19 protein-coding genes are annotated in these 23,735 nt (G+C 67.6%); 14 read left to right on the top strand and 5 right to left on the bottom strand.

From position 1 onward, the window contains the following. The 5 genes from AB4Y92_RS17875 to AB4Y92_RS17855 all read left to right on the top strand — a co-directional run. The coding region (locus AB4Y92_RS17875) for an OmpA family protein (RefSeq protein WP_441820877.1) at positions 1–750 on the top strand (750 nt) is incomplete at its 5' end. 275 nt (positions 751–1,025) lie between these two features. Then, positions 1,026–1,553: a hypothetical protein gene (locus AB4Y92_RS17870; protein WP_441820876.1), complete on the top strand. Its 528-nt coding sequence runs from the start codon at positions 1,026–1,028 to the stop codon at positions 1,551–1,553. Positions 1,554–1,884: 331 nt separating this feature from the next. Beyond that, positions 1,885–2,685 carry a pseudouridine synthase gene (locus tag AB4Y92_RS17865; protein ID WP_441820885.1) on the top strand — a complete coding sequence of 267 codons (801 nt, stop codon included), beginning with the start codon at positions 1,885–1,887 and terminating at the stop codon, positions 2,683–2,685. A gap of 434 nt (positions 2,686–3,119) precedes the next feature. Continuing rightward, a complete protein-coding gene (locus AB4Y92_RS17860) occupies positions 3,120–3,590 on the top strand; it encodes a hypothetical protein (protein ID WP_441820875.1) in 471 nt (156 codons plus the stop codon). Positions 3,591–3,763: 173 nt separating this feature from the next. Beyond that, a complete protein-coding gene (locus tag AB4Y92_RS17855; protein ID WP_441820874.1) occupies positions 3,764–4,294 on the top strand; it encodes a hypothetical protein in 531 nt (176 codons plus the stop codon). A gap of 96 nt (positions 4,295–4,390) precedes the next feature. On the opposite strand, the gene kbl is transcribed toward AB4Y92_RS17855, so the two are convergent. From kbl to tdh, 3 genes are all read right to left on the bottom strand, one after another. Beyond that, positions 4,391–5,605: a glycine C-acetyltransferase gene (gene kbl, locus AB4Y92_RS17850; RefSeq protein ID WP_441820873.1), complete on the bottom strand. Its 1,215-nt coding sequence runs from the start codon at positions 5,603–5,605 to the stop codon at positions 4,391–4,393. A gap of 81 nt (positions 5,606–5,686) precedes the next feature. Next, entirely contained in the window at positions 5,687–6,742 is a 1,056-nt protein-coding gene (locus tag AB4Y92_RS17845; RefSeq protein WP_441820872.1) for a hypothetical protein, read from the bottom strand. Positions 6,743–6,871: 129 nt separating this feature from the next. Further along, the gene (tdh, locus tag AB4Y92_RS17840) at positions 6,872–7,906 is read right to left on the bottom strand and encodes an L-threonine 3-dehydrogenase (protein WP_187313142.1); all 1,035 of its coding nucleotides are present in this window, start codon (positions 7,904–7,906) and stop codon (positions 6,872–6,874) included. 137 nt (positions 7,907–8,043) lie between these two features. Between tdh and AB4Y92_RS17835 the strand changes: the two genes are divergently transcribed. The 3 genes from AB4Y92_RS17835 to AB4Y92_RS17825 all read left to right on the top strand — a co-directional run bounded on the left by AB4Y92_RS17835 (position 8,044) and on the right by AB4Y92_RS17825 (position 15,200). Then, a complete protein-coding gene (locus tag AB4Y92_RS17835; protein ID WP_441820871.1) occupies positions 8,044–10,197 on the top strand; it encodes a S46 family peptidase in 2,154 nt (717 codons plus the stop codon). 354 nt (positions 10,198–10,551) lie between these two features. Further along, positions 10,552–12,642, top strand: coding sequence for a S46 family peptidase (locus AB4Y92_RS17830; RefSeq protein WP_441820884.1), 2,091 nt, complete (start codon positions 10,552–10,554; stop codon positions 12,640–12,642). A 443-nt stretch (positions 12,643–13,085) separates the two neighbouring features. Further along, the gene (locus AB4Y92_RS17825) at positions 13,086–15,200 is read left to right on the top strand and encodes a S46 family peptidase (protein WP_441820883.1); all 2,115 of its coding nucleotides are present in this window, start codon (positions 13,086–13,088) and stop codon (positions 15,198–15,200) included. Between the two features lie 262 nt (positions 15,201–15,462). Here AB4Y92_RS17825 and AB4Y92_RS17820 read toward each other — a convergent pair whose 3' ends face one another. Then, positions 15,463–15,696, bottom strand: coding sequence for a DUF6289 family protein (locus AB4Y92_RS17820; RefSeq protein ID WP_441820870.1), 234 nt, complete (start codon positions 15,694–15,696; stop codon positions 15,463–15,465). Between the two features lie 330 nt (positions 15,697–16,026). Next, positions 16,027–16,254 carry a DUF6289 family protein gene (locus AB4Y92_RS17815; RefSeq protein ID WP_441820869.1) on the bottom strand — a complete coding sequence of 76 codons (228 nt, stop codon included), beginning with the start codon at positions 16,252–16,254 and terminating at the stop codon, positions 16,027–16,029. Positions 16,255–16,712: 458 nt separating this feature from the next. Between AB4Y92_RS17815 and serA the strand changes: the two genes are divergently transcribed. The 6 genes from serA to AB4Y92_RS17785 all read left to right on the top strand — a co-directional run bounded on the left by serA (position 16,713) and on the right by AB4Y92_RS17785 (position 23,667). Further along, positions 16,713–18,275, top strand: a complete 1,563-nt coding sequence (serA, locus tag AB4Y92_RS17810; RefSeq protein ID WP_441820868.1) for a phosphoglycerate dehydrogenase — start codon at positions 16,713–16,715, stop codon at positions 18,273–18,275. A gap of 2 nt (positions 18,276–18,277) precedes the next feature. Further along, positions 18,278–18,922, top strand: a complete 645-nt coding sequence (locus tag AB4Y92_RS17805) for a histidine phosphatase family protein (protein WP_057942064.1) — start codon at positions 18,278–18,280, stop codon at positions 18,920–18,922. A gap of 104 nt (positions 18,923–19,026) precedes the next feature. Then, the gene (locus AB4Y92_RS17800; RefSeq protein ID WP_441820867.1) at positions 19,027–20,028 is read left to right on the top strand and encodes an energy transducer TonB; all 1,002 of its coding nucleotides are present in this window, start codon (positions 19,027–19,029) and stop codon (positions 20,026–20,028) included. 61 nt (positions 20,029–20,089) lie between these two features. Beyond that, positions 20,090–21,379 (top strand): bifunctional tetrahydrofolate synthase/dihydrofolate synthase, encoded by a 1,290-nt coding sequence (gene folC, locus AB4Y92_RS17795; protein WP_441820866.1) that lies wholly within the window; start codon positions 20,090–20,092, stop codon positions 21,377–21,379. A 234-nt stretch (positions 21,380–21,613) separates the two neighbouring features. Further along, positions 21,614–22,741 carry an SPOR domain-containing protein gene (locus AB4Y92_RS17790; protein ID WP_441820865.1) on the top strand — a complete coding sequence of 376 codons (1,128 nt, stop codon included), beginning with the start codon at positions 21,614–21,616 and terminating at the stop codon, positions 22,739–22,741. A 68-nt stretch (positions 22,742–22,809) separates the two neighbouring features. Next, the gene (locus AB4Y92_RS17785) at positions 22,810–23,667 is read left to right on the top strand and encodes a CvpA family protein (RefSeq protein WP_441820864.1); all 858 of its coding nucleotides are present in this window, start codon (positions 22,810–22,812) and stop codon (positions 23,665–23,667) included. Positions 23,668–23,735: the final 68 nt, after the last annotated feature.

The raw sequence follows: 23,735 nt of genomic DNA, 5'->3' as shown, positions 1-23,735 counted from the left end.
ATGGGCCTGGGCTATCAGCGTTCGGAAGAGGAATACCTCCTGCCGTCGCTGCTGTCGCCGGGCAACCGTAAGGACGGCAACCTCGCCGCCAAGGTCGGCGTGGGTATCCAGGGCGACCTGGGCCGCGTCGGCATCCGCACCGAGCTGGCCTACCGCGCCGATTTCGACGACAGCAGCGTTGCTGCTCCGAAGGAAGATTGGTTCGGCGACGTGCTGGCTTCGGTCGGCATCGTGATCCCGCTGGGTCCGGAACCCACCGTTGCCGTGGCTCCGGCCCCGGTCGTGGAAGCCGGTTGCGCGGACAAGGACGACGACGGCGACGGCGTCAACAACTGCGACGACAAGTGCCCCGGTTCGCAGGCTGGCCAGACCATCGGTCCGGACGGCTGCCCGGTGCCGGTCTCGATCGACCTGAAGGGCGTGAACTTCGATTTCGACAAGGCGACGCTGCGTCCGGATTCGGTGGCCATCCTCAACGAGGCCGCTGAGATCCTGAAGCGCAACCCGAGCCTGCGCGTCGAAGTCGCCGGTCACACCGACCTGTGCGGTAAGGATGCGTACAACCAGAAGCTGTCGGAGCGTCGCGCCAAGGCCGTGTACGACTTCCTGACCAGCAATGGCGTCGATGCCGGCCGTCTGGCCGGTCCGATCGGCTACGGCGAGAGCCGTCCGCTCGAATCGACCCCGCAGACCTTCCCGGCCTGCAAGAGCGAAAAGAACCGCCGCACCGAGCTCAACGCTCAGAACTAAGCGGCAAGCGCGGGCCGTTCGCGGCCCGCACTGCAAGACCTGGAAGCCCGGCCTCGTGCCGGGCTTCTTTTTTGTGTCCCGCAGCGCAGGGCGACGGGCGGTTGCGCAATCGCCGCGCACGCTTGCGCCGCGCAATTGCGGCCGCGTCCAGGAAACGCCGATAAGCGACTGATTTTGCGGGTTGTCCGATCCCGCCGCCGCGCCTACACTGGCGCGCATCGTTCAAAACGCGCGTAGTGGCTTCGCCTTCGCGCCGAACCTGGAGAGAGAGCCCCATGCGCCGATTGCTTGCCGCCACGTCGTTGATCCTGATCGCCGGAGCGGCGCAGGCACAAAGCGCCGCCAACTGCGCCTCGCTGACCGCCGCGCGCGCGCAGCCGGTGCAGCCCACGCTGATCGCGCCGATCGCGCCGGAACTGGTCGCGCCTTCGCATCAGCTCGGCGCGCCGACCGGCGTGCTGTCGCAGGCGCTGGACGAAGCGCTGTCGGTCGATCAGGTGCTGCTGCGCATTCGCCTGGACGGCTGCAACGTCGCCAAGGCCACGCCGGCCTCCTCCGGCATGCCCTCGGCCAACGATCCGGCCGCCTACAAGCCCAAGACCGAATTCGACAACACCCCGTGGCGCTTCGACATGAGCCAGGGCGGCAAGCGCATGACCGCCGATGAGTTCAGCGCCTGGATGAAGGCCAAGGGCGTGCGCGTGGCCAAGGGCAGCGGCACGGCCGCCGCCGCCGCGCCGGCCCCGGCCGTCGAGCCCGCACCGGCGCCGGCTCCGGCCGACGAGAAGAAGAAAAAGAAGTAAGCCTCGCCGGCGACGGCGGGCGCGAACGGTCGCGGGCCTTGCTCGCGGCCGTTTTGTTTTGTGGGGCGGCGTCGCCGCTGGGCGGATCGGCGTGCGGGGCGATCTTGCGGCCGCGGCGGCTGCGATAATGCCGTGGCAATGCCAGCATCGTTTTGCATGGCCGCGGATAACGCGCTTCGGATGCTTTCAGTCCGCGGTTAGCGGACCGGCGGACATCGACGCTAATTGATGCCGTCGGTCAGCGCACATCGGGTACGAGCGATGCTTCGCTCTTCGATGATCGCAGCCGCGACCCGATAACGTCCCGCCTGGCCGGCACCGCGCGGACGCTATCGCCCGATGCTTCGGTAGCCGCCGCACACACCAAGCCTCATCGCTCTCAGGACCGCGCCGCTTGAACAAATCCCCGCCCCGATACGGCCTGGCCCGCGTGCTGTCCAAGCAGGGCCTGTGCTCGCGCAGCGAGGCGGCGAAGTGGATCGCGGCCGGACGCGTATCGGTGGACGGCCGGATCGTGCGCGACGCCGAATTCCCGATCGTGCAAGGCCGCCATCGCATCCGCGTGGACGAGCAGACCCTGGATGCCGCACCGCGCCTGTACCTGATGTTGAACAAGCCGCGCGGCCTGGTCACCACGGTCCAGGACGAGCGCGGCCGCGACACCGTATACCGCTGCCTGGACGAGGCCCGCATCGACGGCGCGCCGCTGCCGTGGCTGGCGCCGGTCGGACGGCTCGACAAGGCCAGCGAAGGCCTGCTGCTGTTCTGCAACGACCCGCAATGGGCCGCGCGCATCACCGATCCCGAGCTCGGCCCGGACAAGACCTATCACGTCCAGATCGATGCGATCCCGAGCCCCGAACAACTGGCCGCGCTGCACGCCGGCATCAGCGAAGAAGGCGAACTGCTGCGCGCCAAGTCGGCGACGGTGCTGCGTAGCGGCGAGAAGAACGCATGGCTGCAGATCGTGCTCGATGAAGGCCGCAACCGGCAGATCCGGCGCCTGCTCGCCGGGTTCGACTTGAACGTGCTGCGGTTGATCCGGGTGGCGATCGGCGGCCTGCAGTTGGGCGAATTGCCGAAAGGGCAGTGGCGTGTGCTGGGCGATGAGGATTTGCAGCGCCTGCAATGATCCGCCGGCCGCGCGCACCCGCCGCGCGATGATCGCGACAGCCACGCGAACGCGTCCGCTTCGAACCGGTCCGGCCGGACCGCATCGGGCCGCGCAACGAATTCCGTGACGTGCTTCCGCGCAGCGGAAATTGGACCGCGATAACGGTCGGCGCCGGGGATGCGGTGTAGATTCGGCCGCGACAATCAGTCGCGATCGTCGGCGTGGACATTCCGCCGGCACGCAACACGGAAGTGATTCGTTTCGACAAGGAGGTGCAACGCCGGCCCGGGCTCGCCCGCGTGTGGAGGCCGACATCGAACATACCACCACGGCGCCGCGTGCCCCCGCGCGGCGACATCGCCTTGTTCACATGGAGAAACACGATGTCTTATGGAATCCAAACTCTCGCGACCCCGGCCCCGCGCGCTGACCGTATCGGCCTGATCGCAGGCATGAAACTGCTGTTGTTGTCGCTGTTGATGATGTTCAGCAGCGGCGTATTGGCCGATCCGGCCGCGGCCAATCAGTCCTTGAGCACGGCCAAGCAACGCTTCGAAGTCGTCAAGCTCGACCACCAGATCGCCAAGCTGCAGCTGCAACAGGGCAATACGAACGCCGCCCGGACCAGCTTCACCATGGAGCAGATCGAGGCGACGGGGTTGACCGCGAATCTGATGCGGCTGTTGAGCGACAACAAGGACACCTTTGACCGCGGCCTGTACCGCGACGGCAACAGCCAGCAGCGGGCGATCAACTTCACCTCCATCGCCAAGCAGCACTGCCAGGTGCTGGAAACGCAGCTGATGATACTGAGCATGCAGCCGACCTCGCAGGTCGACCTGATCATGGCCGAGATGTCGATGACGCAGCTGACCCAGGACCTGCGCAACATCGAGCAGGCGATGGCCGATGCGCAGCGATAAGCGGCGCGGCGATCGCCGTTTCGGCTGACCGCGGACACCGGCGCGCGCCGCACGGCTGCTGCCGATGCGGCGCGCCTCGGTAATCCCGATCCGTCCGGGCCGTCCACCTGTCGCACGGCGCAGGCATTCGCCCGCGCTGCTCATGGAATCTCTCGCTGATGGAGAAAGACACAATGTCTTATGCAATCGCACATCCCGTCGCCGCTCGCCGCGGCGGCGTTGCCTTCGGCGCCTTGCGCACGCTGCTGCTGTCGCTGCTGATGCTGGTCAGCCACGGCGTGTGGGCCGAGCCGGCCGCGGCCACGCAGGATCTGGCTCTGGCCAAGCAGAACTTCACCTTGCTCAAGCAGAATTACCAGATCGCCAAGACGCAGCTGCAACTCGGGCAGCCGACCGCGGCCACCGTCTCGTTCTCCATGGCGCGGGCGCAGGCGGTGCAGATGAGTTCGAACCTGACCGCGACGTTGTTCGAAAACCAGGATTCGCTGCAGCGCGGCCTGTATCGCGACGGCGTCAGTCAGCAGCGCGCGGTCCAGCACAACGATGTGGCCAAGAGCCAGTCGCAGTTGCTGCAGACCAAGCTGCTGATCCTGAGCCTGCAGCCGACCTCGCAGATCGATCTGATCCTGGCCGATCAGACGATCGCCCGGCTGACCTCCGAGCTGTTGCAGCTGGAACAGGCGATGATCGCTGCGCAGCAGTAAGTCTTGCCGCGGGCGGCGGAATCAGCCGTCGCCCGCGGCGGTCTGGCGACGCGATGCCGGCCGCGCCGGCACCGCGTCGCGGAGCGATCGGATCGCTCAGGCCTTGATCACCCCAAGCTCGCGCCCGATCTTGATGAACGCCCCGATCGCGCGATCCAGGTGTTCGCGCGTATGCGCCGCCGACATCTGCGTACGGATGCGCGCCTGGCCCTGCGGCACCACCGGGAAGAAGAAGCCGATCGCGTAGATGCCTTCTTCGAGCAGGCGCGAGGCGAACTTCTGCGCCAGCGGCGCGTCATACAGCATCACCGGGCTGATCGGGTGCACGCCGGGCTTCACGTCGAAGCCGGCCTTGGTCATCTGCTCGCGGAAATACGCGGTGTTCTGCGCCAACTGCTCGCGCAGGTCGCCGGCGGCCGACAGCATCTCGAACGCCTTGATGCCCGCGGCCACCACGTGCGGCGGCAACGAGTTCGAGAACAGGTACGGACGCGAGCGCTGACGCAGCAGCTCGATCACTTCCTTCTTCGCGGTGGTGAAACCGCCGAGCGCGCCGCCCATGGCCTTGCCCAGGGTGCCGGTGAAGATGTCGATCTTGTCCATCACGCCCTTGACCTCGGCCGAGCCGCGGCCGCTGGCGCCGAGGAAACCGGTGGCGTGGCATTCGTCGATGTGCACCAGCGCGCCGTACTTTTTCGCCAGCGCGGTGATTTCGTCGAGCGGGGCGATGAAGCCGTCCATCGAGAACACGCCGTCGCTGGTGATCAGCTTGGTCTTGCAACCGGCGGCGTCGGCGGCCTGCAGCTGCTTTTCCAGATCGGCCATGTCGCAGTTGGCGTAGCGGAAACGCTTGGCCTTGCACAGGCGCACGCCGTCGATGATCGAGGCGTGGTTGAGCGCGTCGGAGATGATCGCGTCGTTCTCGCCCAGCAGCGGCTCGAACAATCCGCCGTTGGCGTCGAAGCAGGCGGCGTAAAGAATCGTGTCTTCGGTCCCGAAGAAATCCGAGATGGTTTTTTCCAGCTGTTTGTGCAGATCCTGCGTGCCGCAGATGAAGCGCACCGAAGCCATGCCGAAGCCGTGCGTGTCGAGCGCGTCTTTCGCCGCCTGGATCACCTCGGGATGATCGGCCAGTCCCAGATAGTTGTTGGCGCAGAAGTTCAGCACGGTGCGGCCGTCTTCGAGCGTGATCTCGGCCGACTGCGGGCTGGTAATGATGCGCTCGGACTTGAACAGGCCCTGGGCGCGGATTTCGTCCAGGGTGTCGGCGTAGTGCTGCGTGAGGCTCGTTGCGTCGGACACGGGCGGCATTCCGATGAGGGGAAGGCCGCCATTCTAGTCCAGTCGTCCGTGCGCGACTTTGCGCCGGCGCGGCGGCGCGGATTCAGGCGGTCACGGTTTGGTGCCGGCGTCCGGGCCGGGATAATGCTGCCGCAGCCACTGCGACCATTGCTTGTTCAAGGCCGGCAGGCTGGTGGGCAGGCCGTATTGCGCGCCGTCGCGGCCCAGCCAGTCTTCCAGGCTCTTGCCCGCGGCGAGGGATTCGGCCAGCGCCGTCAGCGTGCCGCGCTGGCCGGTTTCGCGCAGGAAATCGGTCCAGACCTGGGTCTGCGCGTAATAGCCGGCCATGCGCATAAACGTCGGATTGCTGTCGAGCGAGAAACTGATGCTGACCCGGTTGGCGTCGGAGCCGGATTTGATCTCATCGGGCAGGTCCGGTTCGGTCAGGCGCGGGTGTTGCGCGTTCAAGAACGCGTCCAACGGCTGGACCTGCGCGCTCTTGAGTTCGCCGGCGGCCATTTGCGCGAACAGGGCGCGGCGGCCTTCGGTCATCGGCGCCGGTTCCATCAGCATCGCCACGCCTTCGTCGAGCCAGTCCGGCGCCGGGCCGCCGTAGCGCAGCTTGTCGTGCACGAAAGATTCGCGCGGCCAGAACGCGGCGACGAACAGATGGTGGCCGACCTCGTGCTGGACGGTGCCGGAGGTATCGCCGGCGATCCGCTTGGCGAAGTCGTTGGCGTAGCCGCGCGAGGCGCTCATACGGGCGTTGGGATTTTGCTTTTTGTACTGGCGATGGATCTGCTTCTGGATTTCCTGGCGCATGCCGGCGGCGCTGACCCAGGGCAGCACCCACAACGCGCCGTGTTCGCGCAGCGCCGCGGTGGCGTTGTCGGGCAGGGGCTGATCGTAGTCCAGCGCGACCACCGCGCCGACGCTGGCCTTGCGCGAGAACAGGCGTTCGAACTTGGCTGCCGCCTGACGCGCGGCGTCGGCGAACATCGCCGCCTCGGCGTCGTCGTCGGCATAGAACCAGCCGTGTTCGGTGGCCACGCAGCGCAGGGTCTTGGGCAGGCTGTCCGGCAGCGCGGGGCAGGGCGGCGGGGTTTGCGCGAACACCGGCGAAGCCGCGGCGGCGAGCAGGGCGCAGAGCGACAGCGACAGGCGCATAACGATCCTTGTTGAGGTTCCGCGCGCAGCATGCCGCAATCCCGGGCCGGGATCATCCCTTGCGGCCGGCCAACGAAAAGGGCGGCCTCGCGGCCGCCCTGGTCGATCGTGCAATCGCGCCGCGAGCGCTCAGTTCCAGCTCAACACGACCTTGCCCGCCTTGCCCGCTTCCATCAGGTCGAAGCCCTTCTGGAAATCGTCGATCGGCAGCTGATGGGTCAGCACCTTGCCGAGCGGGAAACCGCCGAGCACCAGCTGGGTCATCTTGTACCAGGTCTCGTACATCTTGCGGCCGTAGATGCCGTGCAGGGTCAGGCCCTTGAAGATGATCTTGTCCCAGTCCGCGCCGGCGCCCTTGGGCATGATGCCGAGCATGGCGATCTTGCCGCCGTGGTACATGCAGTCGAGCATGTCGTTGAACGCGCGCGGGTTGCCGCTCATTTCCAGGCCGACGTCGAAGCCTTCCATGTGCAGGTCGGCCATCACGTCCTTGAGCGACTGGTTGGCGACGTTGACCACGCGCGTGGCGCCCATGTCGGCGGCCAGCTTCAGGCGGAAATCGTTGACGTCGGTGACGACCACGTTGCGCGCGCCGATGTGCTTGCAGATGCCGGCGGCGATGATGCCGATGGGGCCGGCGCCGGTGATCAGCACGTCCTCGCCGACCACGTCGAACTCCAGCGCGCAGTGCGCGGCGTTGCCGTAGGGGTCGAAGAACGCGGCCAGTTCGCTCGGGATCTGGTCCGGGATCGGCCACAGGTTGCTGGCCGGCATGACGATGTATTCGGCGAAGGCGCCGTTGCGGTTGACGCCGATGCCGGTGGTGTTGGGGCACAGGTGCTGGCGGCCGCCGCGGCAGTTGCGGCAATGGCCGCAGACGATGTGGCCTTCGGCCGACACGCGCTGACCGGGGCGGTAACCGACCACGCCGGGGCCGAGGTCGACGACGCGGCCGACGAATTCATGCCCGATCACCAGGCCGGGCTTGATCGTGCGCTGGCTCCACTCGTCCCACAGGTAGATGTGCAGGTCGGTGCCGCAGATCGCGGTCTTTTCCAGCTTGATCAGCACCTCGTTCGGGCCGGGCACGGGCACCGGCACTTCTTCCAACCAGATGCCCTTGCCGGCTTCGCGCTTGACCAGGGCCTTCATCATTTGCGTCATGGGACTCGATTACCTAGGGGCCGCGGCGGTGCCGGGCGGGAGGGAAGCGCGAATTATACGCCGCGACCCCGTCGGGGTTTGCCCGCGCCGGGCGGCTTGGCTATCGTCGCGGCTTCCCGAATCCGTACGGAATGTCCATGCGCCCCCGTGTGTTAGCCCTGTCCCTGGCGCTGTGCGCCACCGCCGCCCAGGCCGATGAAGGCATGTGGATGCCTTCGCAATTGCCCGACATCGCGCGCCAGCTGCGCGCGGCCGGGTTCAAGGGCGATCCGAGCGATCTGGCCGAACTGACCCGCGCGCCGATGAACGCGGTGGTCAAGGTCGGCGGCGCGACCGGTTCGTTCGTGTCGGGCGAGGGGCTGGTGCTGACCAACCACCACGTCGCCTTCGGCGTGATCCAGTACAACTCCAAGCCGGACCGCGACCTGATCGGCAACGGTTTCGTCGCCGCCGACCGCGCCGCCGAGCTGCCGGCCAATCCGGATTTCCGCGTGCTGGTGACGACCGGTTTCGACAAGGTCACCGATCGCATCCTCAAGGACGCGCGCGGCAAGCACGGCCGCGCCTACTTCGACGCGGTGGACGCGGCGACCAAGGCGGTGGTGGCCGAATGCGAGGGCGAAGCCGGTTATCGCTGCAGCGTCGCCAACATGTACTACGGCACCGATTTCTACCTGATCCGCCAGCTGGAACTGCGCGATATCCGTCTGGTGTACGCGCCGCCCAACAGCATCGGCAACTACGGCGATGAGGTCGACAACTTCGTATGGCCGCGCCACAGCGGTGATTTCACCCTGCTGCGCGCCTATGTCGGCAAGGACGGCAAGCCGGCCGACTACTCGCCCGACAACGTGCCGTACACGCCGCCCGGGCATCTGCAGATTTCCACCGACCCGGTGCGCGAAGGCGACTACGCCATGCTGGCCGGTTATCCGGGCGTGACCTTCCGCCATCGCATGGCCTCGGAGTTCGCGCAGCAGATCCAATGGCAGCTGCCGTCGCGGGTGGCGCTGTACGGCGACATGATCAAGACCATCGACGCGGCCAGTGCGAGCGATGCCGAGGCCAAGGTGCGCTACGCCGCGCAGGTCGCCGGTTTCAAGAACACGCTCAAGCGCGCCCAGGGCGAACTCGACGGCCTGCGCCGCAGCGACGCGGTGCGCGTGCGCGGCGCCGATGAGGCGGCGATGCTGGCGTGGCTGGACAAGCAGGCCGATGCGAAGGCGATCCGCGCCGACATCGACGCGGCGCAGAAGGTGCTGGATGCCGGCGCTTTGACGCGCGATCGCGATCAATTGCTCAGCGCGATCCGCGGCATGCCGCAGTTGCTCAACGCCGCGCTGACCGTGCAGCGGCTGGCGCAGGAGCGCGCCAAGCCCGATGCGCAGCGCGAGTCGGGCTATCAGCAGCGCGATGAAGCGCTGATCGCTGGAAAACTCAAGCAAGTGCAGCGCCGTTACGCGCCGCAGGTGGAAAAGGCGCTGCTGCTGGAGCTGCTGAGCCAGTACAAGGCGCTGCCGAAAGCCGCGCGGGTGGCCGAGTTCGACCGCGTGTTCGAAGGCGAGGATCGCGCCTCGTTGCAGCGCAGCCTGGATGCCCTGTACGCCGGCACCAAGCTCGGCGACGAAGCTGTGCGCCTGCAGGCGATGAACCAGGACGCCAAGCAACTGCAGGCCAGCGACGACAGCCTGCTCAAGGCCGCCGCTGCGCTGCTGCCGGCGGTGCTGCGGATCGAAGAGGAAAACAAGAGCCGCGAAGGCGAGCTGCTGCGCCTGCGTCCGGCCTACATGCGCGCGCTGATCGCGTTCCGCAAATCGCAGGGCCGCGCGGTGTATCCCGACGCCAATTCGACCCTGCGCGTGAGCTTCGGCGCGGTCAGCGCCATGGACCCGCGCGACGGCGTGCGCTATCGCCCGCTGACCACGGTGCAGGGCATCGTCGAGAAACACACCGGCGTCAAACCCTTCGACGCGCCGCAGGCCCTGCGCGATGCGATCGCCAAGGGCGATTTCGGCAGCACCGTCGATGCCGAGCTCAAGACCCAGACTGTCGATTTCCTGACCAACCTCGACACCACCGGCGGCAATTCCGGCTCGCCCGTGCTCGACGCCAACGGCAAGCTGATCGGCCTGAACTTCGACAGCAACTGGGAAGCGGTCAGCGCCAGCTGGATGTTCGATCCGCGCTACAAGCGCGCGATCCACGTCGATATGCGCTACCTGCGCTGGCTGTTGGCCAAGGTCTATCCGGCGCCGCAGCTGCTGCGGGAAATGAAGCTGCCGGCGGAGTAAGCCCGTCCGCGGCGGCGCCCCGGGGCCGGGCCGCCGCCGCGCGGATTTGTGATGCGTTCCACTGCCGGGCCGCATTTATCCACTTGCGCCGCCGGCTTTTCAGCGCGAAAGCCCTTTCTGATAAGGGCTTGACGCCATTCGGGGGCAAGCGCGTTCGTGGCGGGGGCGGCATGATCGGGCTAGACTTTCCGGCCGATTTTGTTCGAGTCGAAGCTCTGGCCGATCCGTCCGAACCGATTCATCGCCATTTCATTGGGTAAGGGGAACACGATGCGCTACACCGTATTAGCCGCCGCCGTCGCGGCAGGGACGCTGGCACTGGGCGTTGCGACCACGGCGCGCGCCGTCGAAGGCATGTGGGTGCCGCAACAGTTGCCGGAGATCTCCGCGCCGTTGAAGAAGGCCGGGCTCAAGCTCAACGCCAAGCAATTGGCCGACCTCACCGGCGACCCGATGGGCGCGGTGGTCTCGCTGGGCGGCTGCACCGCCAGCTTCGTGTCCCCGCGCGGCCTGGTGGTGACCAATCACCACTGCGCTTATGGCGCGATCCAGCTCAACTCGACCGCGCAGAAGAACCTGATGCGCGACGGCTTCAATGCCGCCACGCCCGGCGAAGAATTGCCGGCCGGCCCGGCCTCGCGCATCTATGTGCTCGATTCGATCCAGGACGTGACCGCGCAGGTCAACAGCGCGATCGACGAAGCGGTCGAGCCGATCGACCGCACCCACGCGCTGGAGACGATCGAAAAGCGTCTGATCGCGTCGTGCGAAGCGCAGGCCGGTTACGGCTGCGAGCTGTACAGCTTCTTCGGTGGCACCACCTACCGCTTGTTCCGCCGCATCGAGATCAAGGATGTGCGCCTGGTCTACGCACCGCCCGGCAGCGTCGGCAACTACGGCGGCGAAGTGGACAACTGGATGTGGCCGCGCCACACCGGCGACTTCTCGTTCTACCGCGCCTACGTCGGCAAGGACGGCAAGCCGGCCGAGTATTCCAAGGACAACGTCCCGTATCAGCCCAAGCGTTACCTCAAGCTCGCCGACAAGCCGCTGGGCGAGGGCGACTTCGTGATGGTCGCCGGTTACCCGGGCCGCACCAGCCGCTACGCGCTGGCCAGCGACTTCGACGCCACCGCGAACTGGACCTATCCGACCGCCTCGGCGCACTACAAGAACCTGATCGCGCTGGTCGAGGAAACCGCGAAGAAAGACCCGGAAATCGGCGTGAAATACGCCAGCTCCGTGCGCGGCTGGCAGAACACGATGAAGAACTACGACGGCCAGCTGGAAGGCTTCAAGCGCATCGGCGCGGCGCAGAAGAAGCGCGCCGACGAAGAGGCCGTGCTGGCCTGGCTGCGCACGCGCGGCGCCCAGGGCGCGCCGGCGCTGGCCGCGCACGACAAGCTGGTGACGCTCGGCGAAAGCGCCATCGCCCATCGCCAGCGCGATTTCGTGTTCGGCCAGTTGCGCAAGGTCGGAGCGATCTCGGCGGCGAACCAGCTGTATCGCTTCGCGCTGGAACGCGACAAGCCCGATGCCGAGCGCGAGCCCGGTTTTCAGCAGCGCGATCTGCCCTCGGTCAAGGCCTGGCTGGAGCAGATGGACCGCCGCTACGACCCGCGCATGGACCGCGAGCTGCAGGCGTACTGGCTGCGCGAATACGTGAAGCTGCCGGCCGGCGAGCGCGTGGCCGAACTCGATCGTTGGCTCGGCGGTTCCGACGAGAAGGCGATCAAGCGCGGCCTGGACAAGCTGGCCAAGACCAAGCTGGGCAGCGTCAAGGAGCGTCTGGCCCTGCTCGACGACAGCCGCGCCAACCTGGACAAGAGCAAGGACCCGGCGATCCAGTTCGCCAAGGCCTTGATGCCGGCGGCGCTGCGCCTGGAGCAGGACGCGAAGATCATCGAAGGCGAGACCCTGACCGCGCGTCCGGCGTATCTGCAGGGCGTGATCGACTATCGCAAGAGCAAGAAGCAGTCGGTGTACCCGGATGCGAACTCGACCTTGCGCATCACCTTCGGCAACGTCAAGGCCTACACCAAGCTCGACGGCAGCAAGCAGGCCGCCTTCACCAAGCTGGAAGAAGTCGCGGCCAAGGCCACCGGCCAGGATCCGTTCGACGCGCCCGCGCCGTTGCTGGAAGCCATCGCCGACAAGCGTTACGGCGGCCTGGCCGACAAGCGCTTGAAGTCGGTGCCGGTGAATTTCCTCTCGGACCTGGACATCACCGGCGGCAACTCCGGCTCGCCCGTGCTCGACGGCGAAGGCAAGCTGGTGGGTCTGGCCTTCGACGGCAACTGGGAATCGGTGAGCTCGAACTGGCTGTTCGATCCGACCATGACCCGCATGATCTCGGTCGATCAGCGCTACATGCGCTGGATCATGCAGGAAGTGTCCCCGGCGCCGCAGCTGCTGACCGAACTGGGCGTGCCGGCGAAGAAATAAGCGCCGCTGTCATCGCGCGACAAGCGAACGCCAGCCGGGTTTCCGGCTGGCGTTTTTGTTTGCCGGCGTCGAGTTGTGGACCGCGCACGACACGATCGCTCACGAGCATGCATAGCCCCAACCTCCCCGTGCTGTTCCCCCTTTGAAAAAGGGGGGCAGGGGGGATTTAGCTTTTCCAGCAAACGCTAACGAAATTTTAGCTTTAACCCTCCCCAGCCCCACAAAAACTGAGCGCAAGCTAAAACCCCACGCGCCACCCCCATGCCGATCCGGCCAGCTCTCGCTTCCGCCATGGCGTTCACAGATTTCAACGGGCTAGACTCGACCTCCCGCGGACCCAGGACGTTTTGATGCGATATACGGTGCTGGCCAGAGCCATGGCCATGACAGGGACGTTGCTGTGCACGCTGGGCTGGCACGAGGCCGCGCAGGCGGTCGAAGGCATGTGGACCCCCCAGCAATTGCTGGAACTGGCGTCCCAGCTCAAGCAATCGGGCGCGCGCGCCACGCCCAAGCAACTGGCGCAATGGGCCGATCCGAAAGGCGATCCGCTCGGCGCGGTGGTGCCGCTGGGCGGCTGCACCGCCAGCTTCGTCTCGCCCAAGGGCCTGCTGCTGACCAACCACCATTGCGCGCTCGGCGCCATCGGCCTCAATTCCACCCCGCAACGCAATCTGCTGCGCGACGGCTTCAAGACCGGCACCAACAACGAAGAAGTCTCGGCCGGCCCCAACGCGCGCATCTTCGTGCTCGACTCGGTGCAGGACGTCACCGCCAAGGTGCAAAGCGCGCTGAGCGCCGCCGACCCGTTGGCGCGCATCGTCGCGCTGGACGCGCTGGAGAAACAACTGGTAGGCGATTGCGAAAAACAATCCGACTACGGCTGCCGCCTGTACAGCTACTCCGGCGGCAACCGCTACGAATTGCAGCGCAGCCTGGAAATCCGCGATCTGCGCCTGGTCTACGCGCCGCCGGAAGCCATCGGCAATTTCGGCGGCGAAAGCGAAAACTGGATGTGGCCGCGCCACAGCGGCGATTTCGCCTTCTACCGCGCCTACGTCGGCAAGGACGGCAAGCCGGCGCCGTACGCGATCGACAACGTGCCGTATCAGCCCAGGCGCTGGCTCAAGATCGCCGACAAGCCGCTGAGCGCGGGCGATTTCATCATGCTCGCCGGCTTTCCTTCGCTGACCAATCGCTACGCGATGGCCGACGATTTCCAGGCCAACGCCGAGTGGACGTATCCCACCGTCGCCGCGCACTACAAGCGCCTGGCCGCGCTGATCGACGCGGAAAGCCGCAAGAATCCGCAGATCGCGAGCAAGTACGCCTCTACCCTGCGCGGCTGGCAGGGCGCGGCGAAGAATTACGAAAGCCAGATCGAGAGCATCCGCCGCGCCGGCACCACGCAGATCAAGCGCAACGAAGAAACCGAACTGCTGCAATGGCTGCGCGGCAAGGGCGCCGCCGGCCAGACCGCGCTGGCCGCGCACGCGCGGTTGGTCGAACTGGGCCAGCAGGCGCGCGAACAACGCGATCGCGATCTGGTCCTGGGCCAGTTGTCGGCGACCGGTTCGCTCGCCGCCGCCTCGCAGTTGTACCGCTCGGCGATCGAGCGCGCCAAGCCCGATGCGCAGCGCGAAAACGGGTATCGCGACCGCGACCGCGTCGCTTTCGAAAACGGCCTCAAGCAGATGGACCGGCGCACCGATCCGCGCATGGACCGGCAACTGCAGAATTACTGGCTGCACGAATACGTCAAGCTGCCGAAAGAGCATCGCGTCGTCGCGATCGATACCTGGCTGGAAGGCGACGACGAAAAATCGATCAAGCGCGCGCTGGACCGCATCGCCAAGTCGCGCTTGAACAATCCCGAGCAGCGCGCCAACTGGCTCAAGACCGACCGCACAGGGTTCGAGCAGAGCAAGGACGCGAGCAAGGACGGCGCGATTTCCTTCGCGGTCGCGATCATGCCGACCTTGCTGCAGATGGAGCAGGAAATCCGCGGCCGCGCCGGCGAGACCCTGCTGGTGCGGCCGGTGTACCTCAAGGCGCTGGCGGATTTCCGCAAGAGCGTGGGCAAGGTCGCCTATCCCGACGCCAACGGTTCCTTGCGCGTGAGCTACGGCACCGTCACCCCGTACACCAAGGACAACGGCGTGCGCCAACTGCCGTTCACCCGTGTCGATGAAATCGCCGCGCGCAACACCGGCGCCGCGCCGTTCAATGCGCCGCAGGCCTTGCTCGATGCGGTCGCGGCCAAGCGCTACAGCGCGGCGCTGCTCGACAAGCGGCTCGAATCGGTGCCGGTGAATTTCCTCGCCGACCTGGACATCAGCGGCGGTAATTCCGGATCGCCGGTGCTGGACGGGCAGGGCAAGCTGGCCGGCATCGCCTTCGACAACAACTGGGAATCGGTGAGTTCCAGCTGGCTGTTCGACCCGGCCGCGACCCGCACGATCTCGGTCGATCAGCGCTACATGCGCTGGATCTTGCAGGAAGTGTTTCCGGCGCCGCGGTTGCTGGCGGAGATGGGTGTGCCGGCTTCGGGGAAGTGATTTTGGCTTGAGGTTGGAAGCCAGGAACGAGAAGTAAGGAGTGAGGAACGAGATCTAGTCGCGACGCAGGCGGCGAAGTCTTTTGTGGGAGGGGCTTCAGCCCCGATGCTTTTCGCTCAGGGCTGGTAGTGCGCACAACTCGGACCGGAAAGCATCGGGGCTGAAGCCCCTCCCACAAAAGACTTCGGTGCAACACCCAGTCATCGCAAAAAACAACGGGCCGGCATTGCCGGCCCGTTGCATTTTACTTCGCGGGTTTCGATCAGTCGCGCGGCGGCGGGCAGATCATATGGCCCGAGCTGTACTTGGCGGTGCGCACACCCGATTCGGTGAGCACGCCGGCGCAGCTCAGCTCGGCCGAGCCGACGACATTGCCGGCGGCGTCGTAATAGAAATAAAACTCGCCGATTTCGTCCGGGCCCGGCGGACGGGCGAGGGCGACGGTGGCGACGAGGGCGGCGGCGAAACCGATACCGATGGCGAAAGACTTACGCATGGCGAACTCCTGTCTCTAAGTGGCGAAAGAGGGATGTCCGTTGCGGCGAAGGCCGCGATGCGGACGGTGGCGCGTTCGATAGCGCGGCGCGGCTCGCGTCCGGCGTCGCTCACGTCGTGGCGAATCGCGCGGTGCGGCTATCGTTCAAGCCGGTGTTGCGTTTGCTGCTACGGCTGCATCGTGTGCATCACGCGACGAGGCGTTGCGGACCGGTCTGGATCGTGCCGGACTGACCGGTGTGGCGACGCGCGCGAACGGGCGATGCGCGGAAGCGAGGTTTCGGGCCGGCATCGCGCGCTGCCTCAGCAGCCCGGCGCCGATCCGCGACGATCACGGTTCCGGATCGCAGATGTAATAGCCGACGCCGTAATTCTTGGTTGCCTTGCCCCAGAACTCGGGCGTGCCGTCGCAGTGGATGGAGGATTGTCCGACCACCGAACCGTTGGCGTCGTAGTACGTGTAGATCTGGCCCGGACCGGTGGGACCGATCGCGGCGACCGCGGCGCCGACCGCGGCGATAGCCGCCAAGCCGAGCGCCAGAGCGAGTTTCTTACGCATGATGACGTTCTCTCTCTCGAAGGTGCCGGCAGATCGCCGGCGCCACGAAACTAGGACGCAGTGCGTGATTACTCAACGTGACAAGTAACACCTGAACGTATCTTTGTGACGAGGTTCCGTCGCTGGCGTGACTGCATATTTGGGTTGCATCGGGCCGGCAATCGAAATCGTTCGATCGGGACAATCGCGACGGCGTCGTCGTCGTCCCCGACGCGCGGCCATCGCCGCTTGCCAAGCGCGATAGCGCTGCCTTAGTCTTCGCGGGCAGTCGCGGATTCCCATGCCAGCCGGCCCCGTCTCCCGACCCGTGTCAGATGCCGCTTCGACTCGGCGCCGCCGCAGGCGCTTCCGCCCCGTTCACCCTCCAGGTGACCCGGCCGGAACTCCCGTCAGGCGTTCTTACCCGCAGTGCCGGCCCGCAATGTCTCCCGTCTGATCCCTCACGACCTGGAGCTGCGATGAAAGTGCTGGCTTGCGATGGCATCCACGAAGACGGTCTGGCCCTGTTCCGCGATGCGGGCTGGGAAGTCGTCGTGTCCGACCCGATCAAGGAACCCGCCGCGCTCGCCGCCGCGCTCAAGGACGTGGACGCGATCCTGGTGCGTTCGGCGACCAAGGTGCCGGCCGAAGCGCTCACCGACGCCGCGCAACTGCGCGTGATCGGCCGCGCCGGCGCCGGCGTGGACACTATCGATGTCGATGCGGCCACGCAGCGCGGCATCGCGGTGATGAACGCGCCCGACGGCAACACCCTGGCCGCGGCCGAACACGCGATTTCGCTGCTGTTCGCGCTGGCCCGCCACATCCCGCGCGCCGACGCCGGCATGAAAGCTGGCGAATGGCCCAAGGCCGGGCTCACCGGGTTCGAACTGGAAGGCAAGAAGCTCGGCGTAATCGGCCTGGGCCGCATCGGCGGCACGGTCGCGCGCAAGGCGCAGGGCATCGGCATGGAAGTGGCCGCGCACGATCCGTTCCTGCCCGCGTCCGCCGCCGGCAAGGGCAGCGTGCCGCTGAAGACGCTCGACGAGCTGCTGGCCTGGGCCGACGTGGTCACCCTGCACATCCCGCGCACGAAGGAAACCACCAACCTGCTGTCGGAAACCAGCATGCGCTCGATGAAGAAGGGCGCGTATCTGATCAACGCCGCGCGCGGCGGGCTGGTCGATGAAGCCGCGCTGCTGGCGTTGATCGAAGAAGGCCATATCGCCGGCGCCGCGCTCGACACCTTCGTCACCGAACCCCTGCCGGCCGACTCGGCGCTGCGCGGCAATGCCAAGCTGATCCTGACCCCGCACCTGGGCGCATCCACCAGCGAAGCGCAGCAAGCGGTCAGCACGATCCTGGCGCGGCAGATCATCGATTTCGTCGCCACCGGCGCGGTCGCCGGCTGCGTCAATCTGCCGCCGTTGACCGCCGAAGCCGCGCGCGAAGTCGGCCCGTGGATTCCGCTGATGTCGTCGCTGGGCCGCCTCGCCGCGCGCCTGGTGCCGGCGCCCACGCGCCTGGACATCACTTACGCCGGCCGCACCGAAGCGCTGGACACGCGGCCGCTGTCGCGTTTGTTGGTCGCCGCGTTGCTGGGCACCGCCTCGGGCCGCGTCACGCCGGTCAACGCCTTACAGGAAGCGGCCGCGCGCGGCTTGGTGGTGTCGGAAACTCTCGGCGGCGACGGCGACGGTTTCGATCGCCTGCTCAAGCTGCGCGTGGTCGGCGAAGACCGCACGCGCGAGATCGAGGCCACCTTGCACCGCGGCCCGCGCGTGGTGCGCCTGGACGGTGTCGAAATCGAATTCGATCCGCAGGCGCACGTGCTGCTGCTGCGCAACGAAGACCGGCCGGGCATGATCGGCGTGGTCGGCTCCACCCTGGGCGCGGCCGGCGTCAACATCGTCAACTTCGCCCTGGGCGCGGCCGGCGACGGTCAGGCGCGCGCGGCGATCACGGTCGACCGTCCGGTCAACGACGAACAGCTCGCCGCGCTGCGCGCGACCCCGGGCATCCTTTCTCTGGCACAGGTGTAAGCATGCGAATTTTGTTAGCCCGTCACGGCGAGACGCCGTGGAATGCCGAAGGCCGCTATCAGGGCCAGGAAGACATCGCCCTGTCGCCGGTCGGCGAAACCCAGGCGCGCGCGCTCGGCGCGCGTTTGCGCGAAGTCTCGATCACCCGCGCGGTGGCCTCGCCGCTGTCGCGTGCGCGCCACACCGCCCAGTTCGCGCTCGGCGAAGAACGCGCCTCGATGCTCAAGCTCGATCCGGGCCTGATGGAAATCGCCCACGGCACCTGGGAAGGCTTGCTGGCCAGCGAAATCCGCGAGCGCGACGGCGACCGCCTGCGCGCCTGGCGCGATACCCCGCACGAGGTGCTGATGCCCGGCGGCGAATCGATCGTGCACGTGCTCGATCGCGCCTGGCCGGCGTTCGCGCGCGCCTGCGAAGGCCTGCAGGCCGACGACACCTTGCTGGTGGTCGCCCACGACGCGGTCAACCGCGTGCTGCTGTGCAAGATACTCGGCATCCCGCTGGCCAAGCTGTGGACGTTCCGGCAGGCGCCGACCACCTTGAATCTGCTCGAAGGCGACGACGTCGATCATCTCGACGTGGTGCGGCTCAACGATTGCAGCCATCACACGGCGTTGTTCGGCGAGGCGGTGCATCGGGCGTTGTGACCGGTTTTGCTCGGCCGGGACGGGTGCTTCCATGCAGACGCCCGTTTTGTTTCGAAGCGACTGAGGCTCCGTCGTCTTGGTCGCCCCGCGCGCCCGCGCTTGTGGTGCAATACCCGCCGCCGCAGGACGCGGCGCAAGAGCAGGGGATGGCGGTGTTCGAATTCGCATGCAGGTCCGCGGTGTTGCTGGCCGTGCTGTTCGCCGCGCCGGTGGCGGCGCAATCGATTCTTCCCGGCAGCGGCGTTGCGCCGATGCCGTCCGGCTGTCCGAGTGGAGGGCAGTCGATGCCGCCGCCGAAGTATCCGACCGAGGTCTTCGGCGCCACCGGCACGGTGACGCTGGTGTTGGATCTCGACCGTTGCGGCCAGGTCGATCAGCTCTGGGTCGAGACCGATTCGGGTTACGAGGCGCTCGACCGCGCCGCGATCGAGACCGCAATGAAATGGCGCCTGACCCCCGAGTTCCGCGACGGCGTCGCGGTGCCGTCGCGGGTGCGCGTACCGGTCGACTTCGCTCCGCCTTCGCCGCAGCAGTTGGCCGACTATCAGGCCCGCGCGCAGGCCAAGTGGGACTTGGTCTGGCCGTTGGCGCAGGTGCCCGAAGTGGCCGCCGCGCGCGATGGCAGCGTCGATGGTTTCGTGCCCGATGCCTCGCCGATGGACGAGGGCAGCGCGAGCGAGTTGCTGTCGCTGATGGACGGGGCGCGACGCGAAGGCCGCGAGGTGCCCGGCGGCGAGCTGGGCTGGCCGGCGGTGCGCGTCACCAACGACCGCGGCGCATTCCAGTGGCTGTTGATCGAGGACAGTCATCCGGCCGCGCCCTCGCTGATCCGCCAGCGTCTGGTCAGCGACGGCAAGAAATCCTTCTACGCCAGCCGTATTTTGTGTGGCGCGGCCAAGCCCTCGGCCTGCGCCAAGCTGGAGAAGATGGTGCGCAATTGGCCACGGCAAAAACCGGGCGATCCGCTGCCGCAGAAGTTGTCCGCGCAGCCGCCGTTGCCGCCGCGGGCCCCGTCGCAGCATCCGCTCGGCCGCTCGCGGCTGGTCCCGGAAGATCCAAAGAACCCCACCGATCCGAAGGCACATCCGGTGTGGCAGCGCGGCTGAGGTCGGGAACCACTCGCGCCGGCCGAGCAACCGGGCCGGCGTATCTGCGAGAATTCGCACCATGCAACGCACTCTCGCCGACTGGCTCTCCTACATCGAACGCATCCATCCCAAGTCCATCGACATGGGGCTGGAGCGCATCCGCATCGTCTGGCAACGCCTGGGCCTGCAACGCCCGGGCCGCGAGGTGATCACCGTCGGCGGCACCAACGGCAAGGGCTCGACGGTGGCCTTCATCGAGGCGATCGCACGCGCCGGCGGCCGCAAGGTCGGCGCTTACACTTCGCCGCACCTGCTGGCCTATAACGAGCGCATCCGCATCGACGGACGCGACGCCGCCGATGCCGACATCGTCGCCGCGTTCGACGCCATCGAAGCCGCGCGCCTGGGCAGCGGAGAAGATGCGCAGATCGCGCTGACGTATTTCGAATACGGCACCCTGGCCGCGCTGTGGCTGTTCGAACGCGCCGGGCTGGATCTGGCCATCCTGGAAGTCGGACTGGGCGGGCGCCTGGACGCGACCAACCTCGTCGATCCCGACGTGGCAGTGGTCACCACGATCGATCTGGATCATCAGGATTACCTCGGCGACGATCGCGAAAGCATCGGCTTCGAGAAGGCCGGCATCGCCCGCGCGTTCAAGCCGCTGGTGCTGGGCGACGACGATCCGCCGTCGAGCGTGTTGCGCCATGCCTATGCGATCGGTGCCTCGGCGCTGCGCGCGGGCTGCGATTTCTTCTTCGAGGCCGGCGAGGACGGCGCGTATTGGTGCTGGCGCGAAGTCGGCTATGAGGCCGAGCTGCCGATGCCGGCACTGAGCGCGCCGGTGCAGTTGCGCAACGCCGCGGTCGCGATCGCCGCGCTGCGCGCGCTGGAGCGCGCGCCCAGCGACGAAGAACTAGCGCAAGGCGTGGCCGCGGCGCGGGTGGCCGGGCGACTGCAGCGCTTCGAACGCGGCGGCATCGAGATCCTGGTCGATGTCGGCCACAACCCGCAGGCCGCGCGCGCGCTGGCGGCGTGGCTGGCGGCGCAGCCGGCGCGGCGCACGCATGCGGTGTTCGCCGCGCTCGGCGACAAGGACGCGCCCGGCGTGGTCGCGGCGCTGGCCGGGCCGGTCGATGCCTGGCATCTGGCCGGGCTGGCCGACAGCGGCCCGCGCGGGGTGAGCGTGGAGGCTTTCGCCGAACGCCTGCGCGATACTGCGGCGGGCGAGGGCAGTCGCCATGCCGATGTCGCCGACGCGCTGGCCGCGACCATCGCGCAGGCCCATGCCGGCGAGCGCATCCTGGTGTTCGGCTCGTTCCACACCGCCGCCGCGGCGCTGGAATGGCTGGCGGCGCATCCGGACTGAGTCGTCGTCGGCGCGCTGCCGGACGCGGCGTGAGCCGCGACCGCGCCGGCCGTTTCGCGGCGTAGCCGAGCGGTTGCGGTCACCGCTCGCGCCTCTCGCGCAACCGCGGATTGCAGCCTCGCCGCGCAGCGATTTTCTGAACGCATCGCTCCGGCCTACCCGCGTACACCGGCTCTATGCCCGCGCGAGGGTATAATTCGCGCCGGTAACCGGCCTGCGAGTGATCGAGTAGCGATGGAACCTGCCCTGAAACAGCGATTGATCGGTGCGATGGTGCTGATCGCACTGGCGGTCATCTTCCTGCCCATGCTGATCAAGGGCCCCGCGCCGCAGAGTGGCGCGTCCGATGTTCCGCTGACCTTGCCCGACCAGCCGCAAGCCGGCGATACCGAAACCCGCGAACTGCCCCTGGTCACCCCCGGCGACGCGCCGCAGGGCGGCATGGTCGGCATGGAGCATCCGGCCCCGGCCGATGCCGGCGCGCAGCCGGCCAGCGACGGCCAGACGCTGCCGACGGTCGATACCGCGGCCGGACGCCAGGACACGATGATGCGTCCGTCCACCGCCGGCGGCGATTACGCGGTGAGTTTCGGCAGCTACGCCAGCTCCAGCGACGCCGACCGGGTGATCGCCGCGCTGCAGGCCGCGCGCCTGCCGGGTTATCAGGAAACCGCCGCGGGCGCCAACGGCCGCACCGTGTACCGGGTGCGGATCGGGCCGTTCGCGACCCAGGCCGACGCCGAAGCCGCGCGCCTGAGCTCGACCAAGGTCCGCAACGACATCGGCGCCAAGGTCGTGGTGCTCAACGCCGACGCGGCCGATCTGGCATCGCCGGCGGCTGCGCCCAGCAAGCCCGCGGCTCCGGCAGCCAAGCCCGAACCGACCAAACCCGAACCGATCAAGCCCGCGCCGCCGGTGGCCCAGACCGCCAAGCCCGAGCCGGTCAAGCCGGCGCCGACTGCGGCCGCCAAGCCCGAACCAGCCAAACCCGCGCCGCCCGTCGCCCAGGCGCCCAAGCCCGCCGCGACCAAGCCGGTCAAGATCGAACCGCTGCCGCCCGAGACGCCCAAGCCGGCGCCGGTCGCCGCCAAACCGGCCGAGCCGGCCAAGCCCGCCGCCGCCGGCACCGGTTTCGCCGTCCAGCTCGGCGCGTTCGGCAACGCGGAGGAGGCGAACAAATTACGCGACCGCGCGCGCGCCGCCGGTTTCAGCGCATTCGTCGAACAGGTCCGCACCGACAAGGGCACGCTCAACCGCGTGCGCATCGGTCCGGTGGTCAATCGCGCCGATGCCGACAAGCTCAAGGCCCAGGTCGCGGGCAAGCTCGGGATCGGCGACGCCCTGGTCAAACCGCATCCGTGAACGCGGACGGCGGGTGCGGGCGGGGCCGCCAGTGATCGGCGGCCGGACACACTAGGGAGCGGGGCGCTATGACGGCTGTGGATTGGGGATTGCTGATTATCGTCGGCCTGTCGGCGCTGCTGGGCATGGCCCGCGGCCTGATCGGCGTGGCGGTGTCGCTGGCGGCGTGGTTGCTGGCCGGCGTGGGCGCATTCCTGTTCGGCGGCGACGTCGGCCGCAGCCTGACCGACGGCCACCTGGGCTGGGGCGCCTACCTGGGCGGCTACGCGCTGAGCTTCGCGGTGATCTGGGTCGGCGTCGGCCTGATCGGCATGGTGATCAGGCGGATCGCGCATTCCTACGGCCTGTCGGAGATGGACCGGCTGATGGGCCTGGGCCTGGGCGCGGTGCGCGGGGTGATCTTCGCCTGCATGGCGATGGTGTTCGCGGCCATGACCACGCTGCCGCGCGAACGCGCCTGGCGCGATTCGGGCCTGGCCGCGGTGTTGATGCCCGGCGCCCAGCTGATGCGCAGCGCCTTGCCCGACGCGATGGCGCGCAAGGTCGATCTGGAAGGCCGCGGCACCTCGCTGCAGGCCACCGTCCAGGCCGAGGCGCAGGATCTGGAAAAGAATCTGAAGAGCAAAGTCCCGGGCGGAGCGCTGCCGGGTGGTTTCACCGACGCCATGGCCGGCAGTCTGGGCGGCCTGGGCCGCGGCAACGCGCAGGGCAATGCCCAGGGCGATCCGCGCGAACCGATGGGCGTATTGCCCGAACCGGTCGGCGAGCAGCAATCGGGCGACCTGTCCGGCCTGACCGGGCTGCTGCCCGGCGCGATGCGCGATTTGCTGCCCAAAACCGGGCAGAACCGCGCCGAAGGCAACCAGATCGAGGGCGATCCGGCCCAGGCCGACGACAGGCGGCGCGACGACAAACAGGTGCATTGATCCGATCCAGCCATCGCCGCCTCCGCAACGCTACATCGCGCGCGGCGCCATCGAAATCCGGTTTCGCG

Source organism: Lysobacter sp. TAB13 (assembly GCF_052113885.1).
GTDB classification, from domain to species: Bacteria; Pseudomonadota; Gammaproteobacteria; order Xanthomonadales; family Xanthomonadaceae; genus Lysobacter; species Lysobacter gummosus.
This window is presented reverse-complemented; position numbering and strand designations above follow the sequence as displayed.